The following is a 15,437-nucleotide window of genomic DNA, read 5'->3' on the forward strand; positions in this document are numbered from 1 at the left end:
GGACCATCTGCTGCTGAACAAACTAAGATTGCTCCGTCCATTTGTGCTGCTCCTGTGATCATATTCTTAACGTAGTCTGCGTGTCCTGGACAGTCAACGTGAGCATAGTGTCTGTTTTCTGTTTCGTACTCAACGTGTGCTGAGTTGATTGTGATTCCTCTTTCTTTTTCTTCTGGCGCTTTATCGATTTCGTCATATTTGAATGACTCAGCGAATCCTTTGTTTGCTAATACTGTTGTAATAGCTGCTGTTAATGTAGTTTTACCGTGGTCTACGTGACCGATTGTTCCAATGTTAACGTGTGGTTTACTTCTTTCGAATTTTGCTTTTGACATTATAAATTCCTCCTATCACTCTAATAAACCTTGCCTAGTGTTTCTACTTTTTTATATGTTCCTGGAGCTCACGATCGGGATTGAACCGACGACCTCCGCCTTACCAAGGCGACGCTCTGCCGACTGAGCTACGTGAGCACTCATCTATTATGAGTTTTCTTTAATATACCAATTATAAAGTTTACTATCATTTTTTTTGTTTGTCAATAAAAAATAATCACTTTACATCTAAGCATTTTTCTAGTTTTCTCTTAACTCTTTGCAAAGCATTATCTATTGATTTTGCGTGCCTATCTAAATCGCAAGCTATCTCTTGATAAGACTTACCATCTAAGTAAGAATTAAGTACATTAAGTTCTAATCTAGATAGCACTCTTTCCATTTCACTTTCTATTCTTTCTTTTTCCTCTTGACTTATAATAAGTTCCTCAGGATCTGTAATTTTAAATCCAGCCAAAACATCTAATAGAGTTCTTTCTGAATCCTCTTCATAGATTGGTTTATTTAATGATATATAAGTATTCAATGGAATATGTTTTTGTCTTGTAGCTGTTTTTATAGCTGTAATTATCTGCCTTGTTACACATAATTCAGCAAATGCTTTAAACGTTGATAATTTTTCTGGATTAAAGTCTCGTATAGCTTTATAAAGACCAATCATCCCCTCTTGATAAATATCTTCCTTATCAGCACCTATTAAAAAATATGATTTAGCTTTTGATTTTACAAAATTTTCATACTTATTTATTAAGTATTCTTGCGCTTTTATATTTCCATTTTTAGCTTCAATTGCTATTTCTTCATCAAATTTATCTTCAAACTCTAAATACTTAATCATTAATAATCACCATTCTAAACATCTTCCCCTCAAAACCTAGTCCCTATTATACCTGCTATTATACTTAGCAAATTTAATCAAGTCAACATTACTAATGACTTCTACGAATCTTCTCAAGTTTATGAAAAATATCTTCATCAATATTATCACTTAAATTATTTTTTTGAGATATCATGTTCCTCTCTGCCTTAACCCTAATTTTATCTTCCACATTAACAACCTCATTATAAAATTCTATAGAAGATATCCTTGTTGCTCCTCTTTGAAATATTGTTTGTTGCTCCAGCCAATCTGACGTCACAACGCAAACTTCATATTTTCTACCAATTAAGTTTACTTCTTTTTCTATATATGCATCTGCTGTTTCACCATCTTTGGTAAACACTATCGATAAATTTCTATTAACATCTTCCTTGTTTTCTATATTTCCAGCAACTTTATGCCCATCAAATACTAAAACTATTTTACAATCATTATAACTACCATAATTGTGAAGTATATTTATCAATTTATCTCTAGCTCCATCAAAACTTATATTTTTTAAATCTTTTAAATTAGGCCAGCTGTTTAAAACATTATATCCATCTATAAATATAATCTTCACATCTCATCCCTCTTTTTATTTTAATCTACCCTTTAATACTTCATACATCATTATACCACCTGCAACTGATGCATTTAAAGAATTTATTTTTCCAATCATAGGAATTCTAACTAACTTATCACACTTCTTTAATGTTAACTTAGATATTCCTCTTCCTTCACTTCCTATTATTAAAGCACAAGGTCCACTAAAGTCAACTTCATAACTATATTCTCTTCCTTCTATATCTGCACCATATACCCATATTCCTTGTTCTTTTAATTCATCAATTGTATTGTTTATATTAGTAACTTTAGCTATCTTTACATGTTCAACTGCACCAACTGATGATTTATAAACTGTAGGTGTTACACCAACATTTCTTCTTTTTGGAATTATGATACCATGTACTCCACATGTTTCCGCTGTTCTTATTATTGAACCTAGATTATGAGGATCTTCTAATTCATCTAATATTATTATAAAAGGTGCTTCTCCTTTTTTCTTTGCATCATCTAAAATATCCTTAACTTCAAAATATTTATATGGTGTTATTTTAGCTATAACTCCCTGATGAACCATTCCAGCTGACATAGAATCTAACTTTTTCTTATCTACTTCTTTTATAACTATTTTGTTTTTCTTAGCAAGATTTATTATTTGATTTATAGATCCTTCTCTTGAACCATTTGAAAGATATAGAGCTTCTATTGTTTTATCATTCTTTAAAGCTTCTATAACTGCATTTCTACCAATTATTAAATCTTCTCTTACTTCTTGAACTTGATTATTAACCATCTTCTTTTCTTCTCTTTGCTTTCTTGGCTCTCTTACCTTTTTTGAAAAAGTTTCTTCTTGAAACTTTTCTTCTTTATTTTTATTATATTTTCTTTCATCTCTTCTTCTATTTTGATTACTCTTTTTTATTCTTGTCATATTAATAACTCCTTAACTAATTTTAAGTTACCATAAAAGTTTAATTTTATTATTTACAAATTTCTATACTCTTATTAAATATAAAGTCTAATCTTTTTTCATCATTTATCAAGTACAAATATCCAACTAATGCTTCAAATCCCGTTGCCATTCTATAATCTCTAACATCTGCATTTTTAGGAACGGTTGCTGATTTAGCATTTCTTCCTCTTTTGAATATATACAATTCTTCTTCTGTTAATTCTCCTTCTATGTTATGCATTATATCTGATTGACTCTTAGCCTTAACATAACCTATAGCTTTTTTATGTATTTTGTGAGCTGAAAGCTCTGTGTTATTTGAAAGTATATACCCTCTTATAAAAACTTCATAAACAGCATCACCAACTAAAGCTAACTGTAGGGGATTTAATCTTCTAGCTTCATCTTTACTAAATTCTCTTGTTCTAAAATTTTCTAACATAGTTATTACTCCTTTAAATAAGGGCTGCACTAAACGCACAGCCCTTTTAAATTAGTCTACCTTTTTCCATCTAACTCCTTGTGGAGTATCTTCTAACACAATTCCTCTTGCTTTTAAGTCATCTCTTATCTTATCTGCAAGGGCAAAATCTCTATTTTTTCTAGCTTCTTGTCTTTGTTGTATTAATCCTTCTATTTCTTCTGCTTCATCAGCTAAATCTACCTTAGTTGATTTCTGAAGTATTCCAAGTGGTGCACCAAGTTCTCTTATTAGCGCTAATGCACCTTGAGCTAATTCTTTTGATGACTCTCCATTTATATTTGTATTTATATCTTTTACTAAATCAAATATTGCAGTTATTGCATCTGCAGTGTTGAAATCATCATCCATTTTTTCAATATATTTTTCTCTATATTTATTTAAACTCTCAAGATACTTCTTCTCTTCTTCGTTCATCTTATCTCTTGAAACTTCATCTATAAGATTTTCAAGATTTCCTATTGCATTATAAAGTCTTGCAACTGATGCTTTTGCTGAATCTAAAAGATCAGTGCTGTAATTTAATTGAATTCTATAATGACATGATAACATTAAGAATCTTATTACATCAGCATCATATTCTTTTAATACATCTCTTGCTGTAAAGAAATTATTTAGTGACTTAGACATTTTTTTATTATTTACATTAACATAAGCTGAATGTAACCAATAATGTGCAAATGGCTTTCCTGTTAATGCTTCACTTTGCGCTATTTCATTTTCATGATGTGGGAATGCTAAATCCATTCCACCTGCATGAATATCTATTGTTTCCCCTAAGATATTCTTTGCCATGCATGAACATTCAATATGCCATCCTGGTCTTCCTTCGCCCCAAGGACATTTCCATGCTGGTTCTCCTTCTTTCTTTGCCTTCCATATAGCAAAATCCATAGGATCTTTCTTTCTTTCATCAACATTTATTCTTGCACCAGCTTGCAATTCATCTAAATTTTGACCTGACAGTTTACCGTATCCTTCAAACTTTTTAGTGCTAAAGTACACATCACCATCAACTTCATAAGCATATCCTTTATCTATTAAATCTTTAACAAATTTTATTATTTGACCAATATACTCTGTAGCTCTCGGATTTACTGTAGCTCTTTCTATATTTAAGGCATCAGCATCAGTATAATATTCTTTAATATACTTATCACCAACTTTTTTAACAGTTAAACCTTCTTCATTAGCTCTTTTTATCATTTTATCGTCTATGTCTGTAAAATTTTGAACAAATTTTACTTTATAGCCTCTATACTCAAAATATCTTCTTATAGTATCAAAAACTATAAAAGTTCTACCATTACCTATATGGAAAAAGTTATACACTGTAGGTCCACATACATACATAGTAACTTCTCCTGGAGTTATTGGTACAAACTCCTCTTTTTTATTTGTTAATGTGTTGTAAAGCCTCATTCTATACGCCTCCTAACTATTTTAGTTTTAGGTTATTTTTTTCGAATTCTGCTCTTACTCTATCTTTAGCTTCTTCTATTTTTATTGTTTCATTTTCTCCGCCAGTTCTTAATTTAAATTCAACTTCTCCATCACTTATCTTCTTACCAACAGTTATTCTCATTGGTATTCCCATAAGTTCTGAATCCTTAAACTTAACTCCAGCTCTTTCTTTTCTGTCATCTAAAAGTGCTTCTACACCCATAGACTTAAGTTCTTCATATATTTCTGTTGCAATTCTCATTTGATCTTCATCTTTTGAATTTACTGCTACAACTGAAACATGATAAGGTGCAACTTCTAACGGCCATATTATACCATTTTCATCATGATGTTGTTCTATTATTGATGCAACAGTTCTTGTTACTCCAATTCCATAGCATCCCATTATAAATGGTTTTTCTTTTCCATCTTCATCTATAAATTTAGCATTCATAGCTTCTGAGTATTTAGTTCCTAGTTTAAATATATGACCTACCTCAGTACCTCTTGCAATAGTAACCTTTCCGCCACACTTAGGACAAACTTCTCCTTCTTCTACATTTCTAAAGTCGCCAACTACTCCTTCAAATTCTCTTCCGTAATTAACTCCTGTTAAATGGAACCCAGTTTCATTTGCTCCCGTAACCATATTGTACATTCTGCTTACTTCTTCATCAACTAAAAGTAAATCTACCTTTAATCCAACTGGACCTGCAAATCCTGTTTCAGCACCTGTTGCTCTAAGCACTTCTTCATGTGAAGCTAATTCTATATCAGCTGATGCATTAGCTGCATTTGCAACTTTTACTTCATTAACTTCTCTATCCCCTCTTACTAAAACTCCAACTAATTTTCCATCTACATTGTATATTAAAGTTTTAACAGTTTTCTTTGGAGATACTTTTAAAAATTCTGATACTTCTTCTATTGTTCTACTATCTGGTGTAGATACTCTCTCCATTGCAACTAATTCTTCAGGTTCTGCTATTTCTGCTTTAGCTTCTGCTTTTTCTATGTTTGCTGCATAATTACATTCTGTACAGAATACTACATCATCTTCTCCAACTTCTGATTTAACCATAAATTCTGCTGAATTTGAGCCACCAATTGCTCCTGAATCCGCTTCAACACATTTTGCATCTAATCCACATCTATTAAATATTTTTACATAAGCATCATGCATTTTATCAAATGCAATATCTAATCCTGCTTGATCTTTATCAAAACTATAAGCATCTTTCATTATGAATTCTCTTGATCTCATAACACCAAATCTTGGTCTAGTTTCATCTCTATACTTTGTTTGAATTTGATATAAGTTTAATGGTAATTGTTTATATGATTTTATTTCATTTTTAACTATGTTAGTAAATACTTCCTCGTGAGTTGGTCCTAAACAAAAATCTCTTTGATTTCTATCTTTAACTCTAAACATTTCTGCTCCGTAAGCATCCCATCTACCTGACTCTTGCCATAATTCTGCTGGTATTACAGCTGAACATAAAAGTTCTTGCGCTCCAGCATTATCCATTTCTTCTCTAACTATATCTTCTACCTTTTTAAGAACTTTTACTCCTAATGGTAAATGATTATATATTCCTGATGCCATTTTTCTTATTAATCCTGCTCTAAGCATTAATTGATGGCTTGCTATTTCTGCTTCTGCTGGAACTTCTCTTAAAGTTGCAATTAGCATATTAGACATTCTCATATTTTTATCCTCCTATTTATATAAATTAATTATTTTCTTTAAAATATAAAAAAGCCACCCTATTAACAATAGGGCGACTAACTATCGCGGTACCACCTAAATTTTTTCTTTAATAATGATAACGGTATTAAACCGATAGTTTTTGCCTATTACTCAGAAGCTGGTTCAAAATCTATTTTGGAATCTTTCAGCCTAAGGATTCTCTCTCTGAAAACTTTGCGATTTCTACTATTCTTCATCATAGCCTTTAACTAGTATAAAATTATACTTAATTATAACTTTTTAAAAATATACTGTCAACAGAGTTAATTACTCAATATTCTTTGATAAATATTCCCCTAATACAAGGTCTTCTGGAGTAGTTATTTTAATATTTGTATACTCTCCATCATAAAGAAAAACTTTATTTCCAAATGCTTCTACAACCATAGTATCATCTGTAACACCCATATTTTGAAGCTTAACCTTTTCATGACAAGATAATATTAAGTTATAATCAAATATTTGAGGTGTTTGAACTGCAACAAGTTTTTCTCTATTTAAAGTTTGTTCTGATATTCCATAATCATCTTTAACTTTAATAGTATCTTTTGGCATAACCCCCGGAGCCACAGCTTTAAACTCTTTTGCAAAATTTATTCCCTCTGTTATTATTCTATCTGATACAAACGGTCTTGCTCCATCATGTATTAAAACAATATCACAATTTTCTAATGATCTTAAACCATTTAAAACTGAATCTTGTCTTTCTTTTCCACCACATACTATTTTGTTAACTTCTAAATTATATTTTTTTAATATTTCCCTTTTGCAGTATTCTATTTCATCTTCAGGAAGAACTAAAATAACTTCATCTATACTATCATTATTTATAAATTTTTTTAATGTATAATAAAGAATTGGTTTATTATTTATAAGTATATATTGCTTACTTATATCAGAACCCATTCTTCTACCTCTTCCTCCAGCTAATATAATTGCACTGTTCATTGAAAGAAATCTCCTTTAATTATCTTTAGGTTTTGCAAATATCATTCTTCCAGCAGCAGTTTGTAATACAGAAGTAACTATAACCTCTATAGTTTTTCCAATATATTTCTTACCACCTTCAACAACAATCATTGTTCCATCATCTAAATAAGCAACACCTTGACTTGCTTCTTTTCCATCCTTAACAACTTCAACTGTCATCTCTTCTCCAGGAATAACAACAGGTTTTATAGCATTTGAAAGTTCATTTATATTTAGTACTGGAACACCTTGAACCTCTGCAACTTTATTTAAATTATAATCATTTGTTATTACTTTACCATCTAAAGTTTGTGCTAATTTTAAAAGCTTTGCATCAACTTCAGCAATTTTTGGAAAATCTCCTTCCCAAATCTGAGTTTCTATATCAAGCTCCTTTTGAATTTTATTTAATATGTCTAATCCTCTTCTTCCTCTAGTTCTTTTTAAAGAATCTGATGAGTCTGAAATATGTCTTAATTCATCTAAAACAAAATTTGGAATAACAAGTGGACCTTCTATAAAGCCAGTTTGACAAATATCAAAAATTCTTCCATCAATTATTACTGATGTATCTAATACTTTTGGTATTTCTTTACCTCTTATATTTTTTCCTTTTTTATCTTTAGGTGCTTTTTCTTTGTTAACATTTGCTTTTTTCATTGCTAAAAACATATTGCTTATATCGTCTTTTTTTTGAACCATTATCCTCATACCAATTATTGCAAATAATATATTTACCAAAATATAAAGTATTGGTCCTAAAGGTCCCCCAATATCATTTAAAGGTCTTGCTACAAAAAATACTATAACTAATGCTATTACAGCTCCTATAGCTCCATATATTATTTCTAATACAGTAAATTTTTTCATATTTTTTTCTATATAATCAATAACGTTTAAAATCCCTCTATATATTGATGGAGATATTAAATATAAAATAATTGCAAATAATACCGAAATAACTATAAGAAATGTTACTTTTCCACCTGTTCCTGATAAATACTTAAACCCTTGAACAGCCTGGATTTTTAAAACAGCTTCTCCTACAATATATCCTATTAACAATCCTATCAATGTAAGAATGTATCTAATTATTTTTTTTAACATCTTTTCACCTCCCTATTAATTATTAACAAAATCTCTATATAAAATTCTTAGTTAAATACAATTAATTGTAATTATATTTACTTATTAATTATAACATACCAAAAGATTCTCTTTCATGAAAAATTTCTTAATTTAAGAAACTCTCCACCATCTCACATTTCCATTGATTTTATTCCCCCTATATTTTATTGAAAAGATGTTATATTATTATCTTAAAGTTAATTATATACGTAATTGTTAATTGACAAATATTACCTTGTAATTCTATAATTAATTTGTACTTATAAAATATTAGCAAGGAGTTGAAGCAAATGAAAGATATTATTTTTGATGATTTTCAAAACAATGTAAACGATTCTTTACTTAGACATAAAAGCATCCTTGATACTTTAAGTAAATATACTGAATCAAATTCTAGGGTTAATAGAGCAATTATTAAAGCTGTTACAAATTGTGGTTGTATAAAAATAAATGCAAGCAAACAATGTTTAGTTAACGAAGATTATTCAATAGAAAATATTTCTGAATGTCTTAAAAATCATTTAGAAGGTAAATTATGTAATAATTGTCGTGAAGTTATTGAACATGAGATGGGTAACAATATTTTCTATCTTACATCCCTTTGCAATACTTTAGATATAAATCTATATGATATATTTTTAAAAGAAAATGATAAAATAACTACTTTAGGAAAGTTTAATTTTAGGTAATGAATTATATAAAAAGTACAAGTATATAAAAAACGATATTCCAAGAGATAATTTATCCCTATAGAATATCGTTTTTTTATAACTCTACCTTTAATGATATTTGATCATTTATTCTTCTTAATCCATTTTTTATTGCTTTAGCTCTAGCTTCTCCAATACCATCAACCTTATCTAAATCATCTATATCAGCTTCTAATATATTATTAAAATTTTCAAAATGAGATATTAAGTTATCAATAACATTAGATGGTATTCTAGGTATCTTACTTAGCATTCTATATCCTTTTGGTGATATTAAAGTATCAGCAAGTGGTGCATATCCATATCCTAAAGTTTTTGCTATAGATTCTAAGTCTATAAGTTCTTCTGATGTTAACTTTTGAATATTTTCATATATTTCATTATGATCTTTTTCTGGACCACTATAATCTCTTATTAAAAATATCCCATCTCTTTCAACATGCTTTATTAATTCATTTAATTGCATAGATATAAGTCTTCCCTCATTACCTAACTCTAAAATATATATTCTTATTTCTTCAACAATTCTCATTACCATTTCTGTTCTTTGAATTGCAGTAACTACATCAAAAAGTGTTGTTAAATCTTGAAACTCTAAAAGATTTAAGTTATTTATTACTCTTTCTAATACAGAAACATACTTTTCAAGGGTTTGAACTGCCTGATTTGCTCTACCAAGAATTACACTACTTTCTCTTAATACATATTTTATATCGCCTTTATAAACAGTTATAATATTTCTCCTTTGAGATATTGCTACAACAACCTTTCCAGTTTCTCTAGCAACTCTTTGGGCAGTTCTATGTCTTGTTCCAGTTTCAAAGGTAGGTATTGATGCACTTGGTACTAATTGTGCATTAGCACAAACAATCTTTTTTATATCTTCACTTAAAACTATAGCTCCATCCATTTTTGCCAATTCATATACATAAGCAGGAGAATATTCTGAATGAATTGTGAATCCTCCATCTACTATATTCATGACATCTTCATTATCACCTAAAACAATTAATCCTCCAGTTTTTGCCCTTAATATATTTTCAAGCCCTTCTCTTAATTGAGTTCCTGGACACATCATTTTCAATATGTTTTTTATTTCAACATCTCTTTCTAACCTCATACGCTCACCTATTCTCCTAGAATATCTTACTTATAGCTTCTCTTATATTGCTAACACACATAATATTTATTGTTTTATTATTAACCTTATCTCTATTTCTACTAGGTATTATAGTATTTTCAAACCCCATCTTTTCTGCTTCATTTACAAGTCTATCTATTGATGTTATAGGTCTTATTTCACCAGTTAATCCAACTTCACCTACAACTAATACCTTAGGAAGTTTAATTCCTTTCCCCCTCATACTTGAAATTAATGCAATTGCAACGCCAAGATCAGACGTAGTTCCATCTAAATTTAATCCTCCAACTACATTAACATATACATCATGATTATAAAATGGTATTCTAAGTTTCTTCTCCAAAACCGCAAGTATTAAACTTAATCTTTGATTATCAATACCTACAGCTGTTCTTCTTGGCATAACAGCCTTAGTTTCTGTAACCAATGCTTGAATTTCAACAAGTATAGGTCGTGTTCCTTCCATAATTCCAATTACAACAGAACCTTCTTGATTAAATGTTGTATCTTCAAGGAACATGCTAGATGGATCATATACTTCAACTAATCCTTCTTGTCTCATTTCAAAAACTCCAATTTCACTTGTTGTTCCAAATCTATTTTTCATAGTTCTTAAAATTCTAAATTCTTCTGTTCTCTCACCCTCGAAATAAAGAACAGTATCTACCATATGTTCAAGAACCCTTGGTCCTGCAAGCTCACCTTGCTTTGTAACATGTGCAACTATAAATAAAGGTATATTTTTCTTTTTACCAATTCTCATCATTTGATTTGAACATTCTTTTACTTGTGACACACTTCCTGGTGCTGATGTAACACCTTCTTTGTATATTGTTTGTATTGAATCTATTATTACAAACTTTGGTTCTAATTCATCTATATAAACTTCTATTGTATCAAGGTTAGTTTCTGAAACAATATATAAATCATCACAGGTTACACCTAACCTATCTCCTCTTATTTTTATTTGTTCTTCTGATTCTTCTCCTGAAACATAAAGTACTTTACCATAATTTTTAGCTATATTATTAGCTGTTTGAAGTAATAACGTTGACTTACCAATTCCAGGGTCTCCTGATATTAAAGTTAATGAACCTTTTACAAGACCTCCACCTAAAACTCTGTTTAATTCATTTACTCCTGTATCATATCTTTCCTTTTCACCTGATTTTATATTTTTAATGCTTTTAGGCATGTTCTCAGGCTTAAGAATTTTTACTATATCATTTTTAATTTGAACTTTATTATCTCTAACTTCTTCAACAAAAGTATTCCATTCATTACAAGAGGGACATTTTCCAAGCCATTTTGCTGATTCATATCCACATTCTTGACAGATAAACATTGATTTTATTTTAGCCATAAAAGCACCTCAATCTATTTTTCACTTTATGAAATTTCGTTACATTTCACTTATATTATAATAACATACAATTGTAAAGTTAAACTATTGATTAATTAATTTTATTTTATAAAAATTTTTAAAAAGAATAGGCTGATATAAAACATTTTAAAATGCTTTGTATCAGCCTGTTATATATTTAAATTTTTACTTTATAAGTTTTGCTGCATCTTCATCTATAATAACTGTAACATCACTGTGCATATTAAGCATTGTAACTGGACATTCAGTAGTTATTTTTCCACTAAATAACTCTTTAATAGCTTCTGCCTTACTTTCTCCACTTGCTATTAAAAGAATTTTTTTTGATTTCATTATTTGACCAAGCCCCATAGTTATAGCTGTTTTTGGTACCTCTTCCATAGAATCAAAAAATCTTGAATTAGCTTTTATTGTGCTTTCTGTTAATCCAGTTAAATGAGTTCCTGATATTAAAACTGAATCTGGTTCATTAAATGCTATATGTCCATTATTTCCAACACCCAATAATTGTATATCTGTTCCACCTAACTCATCTATTTTTTTATCGTAAGCTTTTCCCTCTTCTTCTATATCTTTAGCTAATCCATTTGGTACATAAGTATTAGCCTTATTTATATTTATATGATCAAAAAGATTACTATTCATAAAGTGTCTATAACTTTGCTCATGTGTTCCAGAAAGACCTATATATTCATCAAGATTAACAGTTGTTACTTTTGAAAAATCTATTTTTCCATCCTTATTCATTTTTATTAATTCCTTATACATTCCAACTGGTGTTCCACCTGTTGCAAGACCTAATACAGCATCTGGTTTATCACTTATTACTTTTTGAATTACCTCTGCTGCTACTTTACTCATTTCATCATAATTTTTGACCATAATTAATTTCATTTCAATTTCCCCTCTCGCCTTGATATATTTACTTGTAATATATATTTATCTGATCTATAAATAGATTCTTCTACAAAAAGAACATTGTTATTTTCATCTAATGTTGTTCCAAATGTGCTTATTAATGGAAGTATATTATCCACCTCAAAAAGCTTTTTATAATAATCATCCATAACAATTGCCTTTATTGATGATTCAGAATGATTTATAAAATGACCTCTTTCTTCAATTAACTTAAATAAAGAACCTTTTAATTTTTCTTCATTTAATTCTCCACATATTCTAGGTGATATATGTACTAATTCATTAGCTATACATTCGCCATTTACTTTTCTTATTCTATTTATTCTATAAACCTTGTTGTCTTTTAATAACTCAACCATATCATCAGGAGTATCTATAATATTAAGTTCTAGAACCTCAGTTTCAAGTTTTCCACCTGATCTCTCAATAATATCTGTAAAACTCATAACATCTTGTTGCTTTACTTTTGGCTCACAAACAAAAGTACCTTTTCCTTTTTCTCTAACTAAAACTCCTTCTTGAACTAATTCCCCTAATGCCTGTCTTACTGTCATTCTGCTTACTTCATAGTGCTCAGAAAACTCTCTTTCACTATCAATGCATTCCCCAACCTTCCAATAACCTTCGGAAATCTTATCTAATATATCTTGTTTTAATTGAAAATAAACTGGAATTGGACTATTTTTATCTATCATATTTATTCCTCCTTAATTAATTATAACTAATTAATATATAGTTGTCTAGACCACTATACAATATGTTTTATTTAGCATAATAAATTTATTTTATACAAATAATAATTATACAATTTAAAAGGAGATGATGATACAATGATTGATAAATCAAAACTTATTAACACCAATATAATTCCAAAGAATACTATAAAATATAACAATCCAATAAATATAAGTGAAACTTTTTCCAATAATATAATAGAAGGAGATTACAGTAATCTTATATTAAATTCAAATTTAGAAAATGAAGATATAATAAAGTAAATTTATAAAATATTTGTTACACATTATACATATTAAGCAACTTGAATTTAATTGATTTATAGAGTACAATTTATTAAAAAAGATATTTAATTAATAATTATTATCGTCTAATTAAGGAGGAAGTATTATGGTAAAAGTATATACAACTAATTCATGTCCTTGGTGTGTAAAAGCTAAAGATTATTTAACAAAAAAAGGAGTAGAGTTTACTTCATTAAATGTTCAAGATGATATGGAAGCTAGAGAAGAAATGCTTAAAAAATCAAAACAAATGGGAGTACCTGTTCTTGATATAAACGGAACTATTATAATTGGATTCGATAAGCCTGCAATTGATAAAGCATTATCTAACGTTTAATATAAAAAGTCACTATTAAAATTTTAATAGTGACTTTTAATTTGAAAAATAAAAAAGTGAGCTAAAAACTCACCTTTTATAAATTAAATATATAAATATGTCCAAATATTTACTTATAAAATATTATCTTAAAGCTTCATCTATAGCTTTTTTGTCAAATCCAACAATAACTTTCCCATTAATATCTAATACTGGTACTGTTCTTTGACCTGATACTTCTTGAACTTCATTTCTATCTTCATGTTTATCTGCAACATTAATTTCTTGAAATTCTATTCCTTTCATATCTAAGTATTTCTTTGCCTTAATACAAGCTGGACACCATGATGTTGAATATATTTTTATCATTACAAATCACCTTACTTTCCTAATTTCTTTATATATTTTTCTGCTTCTAATGCAGCTATAGTTCCATCAGCAACAGCAGTTGTTATTTGTCTATATTCTTTCTCTCTAACATCTCCAACTGCATATACTCCTGGTATATTAGTTCTCATATTTTCATCTGTAATTATATAATTTCCTTTTGAAAGATTAATATAATCTTTAAATAGGTTTATCATTGGTTCATGGCCTATTGATCCAAAAACAGCATCTATCTTTATTTCTTTTTCCTCACCAGTTAATGTATTTTTAATTATTCCTTTTTCAACAAAATCATTACCTTCAACTGATATTAAATCTTCATTATAAAGAATTTCTATTTTATCATTCTTTTCAACTTCTTCTAAAACAGCTTTTTCACCTCTAAAGTAATCATATCTTCTTATTATATATACCTTCTTAGCAAAGTTTGTTAAGAATATCGCTTCTTCTAAAGCTGTATTTCCTCCACCGACTATAGAAATAATTTTATCTTGATACATAGCCCCATCACATACTGCACAATAGTGAACACCCTTGCCTGCAAATTTTTCTTCATTTTTTATAGGTAATTTTCTTGGTGATGCTCCTGTTGCAATTATTACTGTCTTCGGTTTATATATAACTTCTTCAGTCTCTATAATTTTTTCATTTTCATTAAACTTAACATTTTCTATAATATCAAACTCATCTATATTTGTTCCTAATTCTTCTGCCTGTTGTTGCATTATATCTGCAAGTTCAGCTCCAGATATTTTTTTAAATCCTGGATAATTTTCAACAGTATAACTATTCCTTACTTGACCACCAACTATTTTGTCTTCCAATAAAAGCAAATCTAATCTTGCTCTTGATGCATATATAGCTGCTGTTAACCCTGCTGGGCCTCCACCAATTATAATTAAATCAATATTTTTTATTTCCTTTTCCAATTTAATTACCTCCTTACCCCCCAGGGGTATATCCTATAATTTTATTATATCACTTTATAATTAGATATTTCAATAAAATTTTTTAATTAATAATTATTTAATTTTAAATAAAAATATAAAATTTAAAGGGAGTATTAAAAACTACT

18 protein-coding genes, 1 tRNA gene and 1 other annotated feature are annotated in these 15,437 nt (G+C 28.8%); of the genes, 3 read left to right on the forward strand and 16 right to left on the reverse strand.

What is annotated here, in order from left to right:
- The 10 genes from AC4FQ1_RS12440 to AC4FQ1_RS12485 form a co-directional block, all read right to left on the reverse strand.
- The coding region (locus AC4FQ1_RS12440) for a GTP-binding protein (protein ID WP_491169803.1) at nt 1-335 on the reverse strand (335 nt) is incomplete at its 3' end.
- 62 nt (nt 336-397) lie between these two features.
- Nucleotides 398-473 (reverse strand) — tRNA-Thr (locus AC4FQ1_RS12445).
- A gap of 79 nt (nt 474-552) precedes the next feature.
- Nucleotides 553-1,173, reverse strand: coding sequence for an RNA polymerase sporulation sigma factor SigH (gene sigH, locus AC4FQ1_RS12450; protein WP_303131179.1), 621 nt, complete (start codon nt 1,171-1,173; stop codon nt 553-555).
- A 91-nt stretch (nt 1,174-1,264) separates the two neighbouring features.
- A complete protein-coding gene (locus tag AC4FQ1_RS12455) occupies nt 1,265-1,777 on the reverse strand; it encodes an NYN domain-containing protein (protein ID WP_303131180.1) in 513 nt (170 codons plus the stop codon).
- A 15-nt stretch (nt 1,778-1,792) separates the two neighbouring features.
- Nucleotides 1,793-2,692 (reverse strand): 23S rRNA (guanosine(2251)-2'-O)-methyltransferase RlmB, encoded by a 900-nt coding sequence (gene rlmB, locus AC4FQ1_RS12460; RefSeq protein ID WP_491169804.1) that lies wholly within the window; start codon nt 2,690-2,692, stop codon nt 1,793-1,795.
- A 49-nt stretch (nt 2,693-2,741) separates the two neighbouring features.
- Entirely contained in the window at nt 2,742-3,155 is a 414-nt protein-coding gene (locus tag AC4FQ1_RS12465; protein ID WP_303131183.1) for a Mini-ribonuclease 3, read from the reverse strand.
- A gap of 51 nt (nt 3,156-3,206) precedes the next feature.
- Nucleotides 3,207-4,616: a cysteine--tRNA ligase gene (gene cysS / locus AC4FQ1_RS12470; RefSeq protein WP_491169805.1), complete on the reverse strand. Its 1,410-nt coding sequence runs from the start codon at nt 4,614-4,616 to the stop codon at nt 3,207-3,209.
- A gap of 16 nt (nt 4,617-4,632) precedes the next feature.
- The gene (locus AC4FQ1_RS12475) at nt 4,633-6,348 is read right to left on the reverse strand and encodes a proline--tRNA ligase (RefSeq protein ID WP_303130063.1); all 1,716 of its coding nucleotides are present in this window, start codon (nt 6,346-6,348) and stop codon (nt 4,633-4,635) included.
- Nucleotides 6,349-6,414: 66 nt separating this feature from the next.
- Nucleotides 6,415-6,599 (reverse strand) — a binding site (T-box leader).
- A 58-nt stretch (nt 6,600-6,657) separates the two neighbouring features.
- On the reverse strand, nt 6,658-7,338 hold the full coding sequence (gene ispD, locus AC4FQ1_RS12480; protein ID WP_491169806.1) for a 2-C-methyl-D-erythritol 4-phosphate cytidylyltransferase: 681 nt from the start codon (nt 7,336-7,338) through the stop codon (nt 6,658-6,660).
- Nucleotides 7,339-7,353: 15 nt separating this feature from the next.
- Nucleotides 7,354-8,466, reverse strand: coding sequence for a PIN/TRAM domain-containing protein (locus tag AC4FQ1_RS12485; RefSeq protein ID WP_303130060.1), 1,113 nt, complete (start codon nt 8,464-8,466; stop codon nt 7,354-7,356).
- A gap of 311 nt (nt 8,467-8,777) precedes the next feature.
- Between AC4FQ1_RS12485 and AC4FQ1_RS12490 the strand changes: the two genes are divergently transcribed.
- On the forward strand, nt 8,778-9,176 hold the full coding sequence (locus tag AC4FQ1_RS12490; RefSeq protein ID WP_491169807.1) for a nucleoside triphosphate pyrophosphohydrolase family protein: 399 nt from the start codon (nt 8,778-8,780) through the stop codon (nt 9,174-9,176).
- A 76-nt stretch (nt 9,177-9,252) separates the two neighbouring features.
- Here the strand turns inward: AC4FQ1_RS12490 and disA are convergent, their stop codons facing one another.
- The 4 genes from disA to AC4FQ1_RS12510 form a co-directional block, all read right to left on the reverse strand.
- A complete protein-coding gene (gene disA / locus AC4FQ1_RS12495) occupies nt 9,253-10,317 on the reverse strand; it encodes a DNA integrity scanning diadenylate cyclase DisA (protein WP_303130057.1) in 1,065 nt (354 codons plus the stop codon).
- A gap of 16 nt (nt 10,318-10,333) precedes the next feature.
- Complete coding sequence (gene radA, locus AC4FQ1_RS12500) at nt 10,334-11,701, reverse strand: DNA repair protein RadA (RefSeq protein WP_303130056.1); 1,368 nt, start codon at nt 11,699-11,701, stop codon at nt 10,334-10,336.
- A gap of 186 nt (nt 11,702-11,887) precedes the next feature.
- Complete coding sequence (nagB, locus tag AC4FQ1_RS12505) at nt 11,888-12,616, reverse strand: glucosamine-6-phosphate deaminase (protein ID WP_491148945.1); 729 nt, start codon at nt 12,614-12,616, stop codon at nt 11,888-11,890.
- Nucleotides 12,613-13,335, reverse strand: a complete 723-nt coding sequence (locus AC4FQ1_RS12510) for a GntR family transcriptional regulator (protein ID WP_491148946.1) — start codon at nt 13,333-13,335, stop codon at nt 12,613-12,615. The genes nagB and AC4FQ1_RS12510 overlap by 4 nt, the downstream gene beginning before the upstream one ends.
- 135 nt (nt 13,336-13,470) lie before the next feature.
- On the opposite strand from AC4FQ1_RS12510, the gene AC4FQ1_RS12515 reads away from it, so the two are divergent.
- Entirely contained in the window at nt 13,471-13,638 is a 168-nt protein-coding gene (locus AC4FQ1_RS12515) for a hypothetical protein (RefSeq protein ID WP_303130050.1), read from the forward strand.
- A 127-nt stretch (nt 13,639-13,765) separates the two neighbouring features.
- The gene (locus AC4FQ1_RS12520) at nt 13,766-13,996 is read left to right on the forward strand and encodes a glutaredoxin family protein (RefSeq protein ID WP_303130048.1); all 231 of its coding nucleotides are present in this window, start codon (nt 13,766-13,768) and stop codon (nt 13,994-13,996) included.
- Nucleotides 13,997-14,119: 123 nt separating this feature from the next.
- Here AC4FQ1_RS12520 and AC4FQ1_RS12525 read toward each other — a convergent pair whose 3' ends face one another.
- Nucleotides 14,120-14,344, reverse strand: a complete 225-nt coding sequence (locus tag AC4FQ1_RS12525) for a glutaredoxin family protein (RefSeq protein WP_491148947.1) — start codon at nt 14,342-14,344, stop codon at nt 14,120-14,122.
- Nucleotides 14,345-14,355: 11 nt separating this feature from the next.
- A complete protein-coding gene (gene trxB / locus AC4FQ1_RS12530) occupies nt 14,356-15,291 on the reverse strand; it encodes a thioredoxin-disulfide reductase (protein ID WP_491169808.1) in 936 nt (311 codons plus the stop codon).
- Between the last annotated feature and the right edge of the window lie 146 nt (nt 15,292-15,437).

The sequence above is a fragment of the Clostridium sp. TJA020 genome, from assembly GCF_058310295.1.

Bases quoted from the DNA above. Each gene is read 5' to 3' on its own strand.
- cysS (WP_491169805.1), bottom strand. From the start codon at position 4,616: ATGAGGCTTTACAACACATTAACAAATAAAAAAGAGGAGTTTGTACCA.
- AC4FQ1_RS12510 (WP_491148946.1), bottom strand. From the start codon at position 13,335: ATGATAGATAAAAATAGTCCAATTCCAGTTTATTTTCAATTAAAACAA.
- ispD (WP_491169806.1), bottom strand. From the start codon at position 7,338: ATGAACAGTGCAATTATATTAGCTGGAGGAAGAGGTAGAAGAATGGGT.
- nagB (WP_491148945.1), bottom strand. From the start codon at position 12,616: ATGAAATTAATTATGGTCAAAAATTATGATGAAATGAGTAAAGTAGCA.
- AC4FQ1_RS12525 (WP_491148947.1), bottom strand. From the start codon at position 14,344: ATGATAAAAATATATTCAACATCATGGTGTCCAGCTTGTATTAAGGCA.
- AC4FQ1_RS12475 (WP_303130063.1), bottom strand. From the start codon at position 6,348: ATGAGAATGTCTAATATGCTAATTGCAACTTTAAGAGAAGTTCCAGCA.
- AC4FQ1_RS12465 (WP_303131183.1), bottom strand. From the start codon at position 3,155: ATGTTAGAAAATTTTAGAACAAGAGAATTTAGTAAAGATGAAGCTAGA.
- radA (WP_303130056.1), bottom strand. From the start codon at position 11,701: ATGGCTAAAATAAAATCAATGTTTATCTGTCAAGAATGTGGATATGAA.
- sigH (WP_303131179.1), bottom strand. From the start codon at position 1,173: ATGATTAAGTATTTAGAGTTTGAAGATAAATTTGATGAAGAAATAGCA.
- AC4FQ1_RS12520 (WP_303130048.1), top strand. From the start codon at position 13,766: ATGGTAAAAGTATATACAACTAATTCATGTCCTTGGTGTGTAAAAGCT.
- AC4FQ1_RS12485 (WP_303130060.1), bottom strand. From the start codon at position 8,466: ATGTTAAAAAAAATAATTAGATACATTCTTACATTGATAGGATTGTTA.
- disA (WP_303130057.1), bottom strand. From the start codon at position 10,317: ATGAGGTTAGAAAGAGATGTTGAAATAAAAAACATATTGAAAATGATG.
- AC4FQ1_RS12515 (WP_303130050.1), top strand. From the start codon at position 13,471: ATGATTGATAAATCAAAACTTATTAACACCAATATAATTCCAAAGAAT.
- rlmB (WP_491169804.1), bottom strand. From the start codon at position 2,692: ATGACAAGAATAAAAAAGAGTAATCAAAATAGAAGAAGAGATGAAAGA.
- AC4FQ1_RS12490 (WP_491169807.1), top strand. From the start codon at position 8,778: ATGAAAGATATTATTTTTGATGATTTTCAAAACAATGTAAACGATTCT.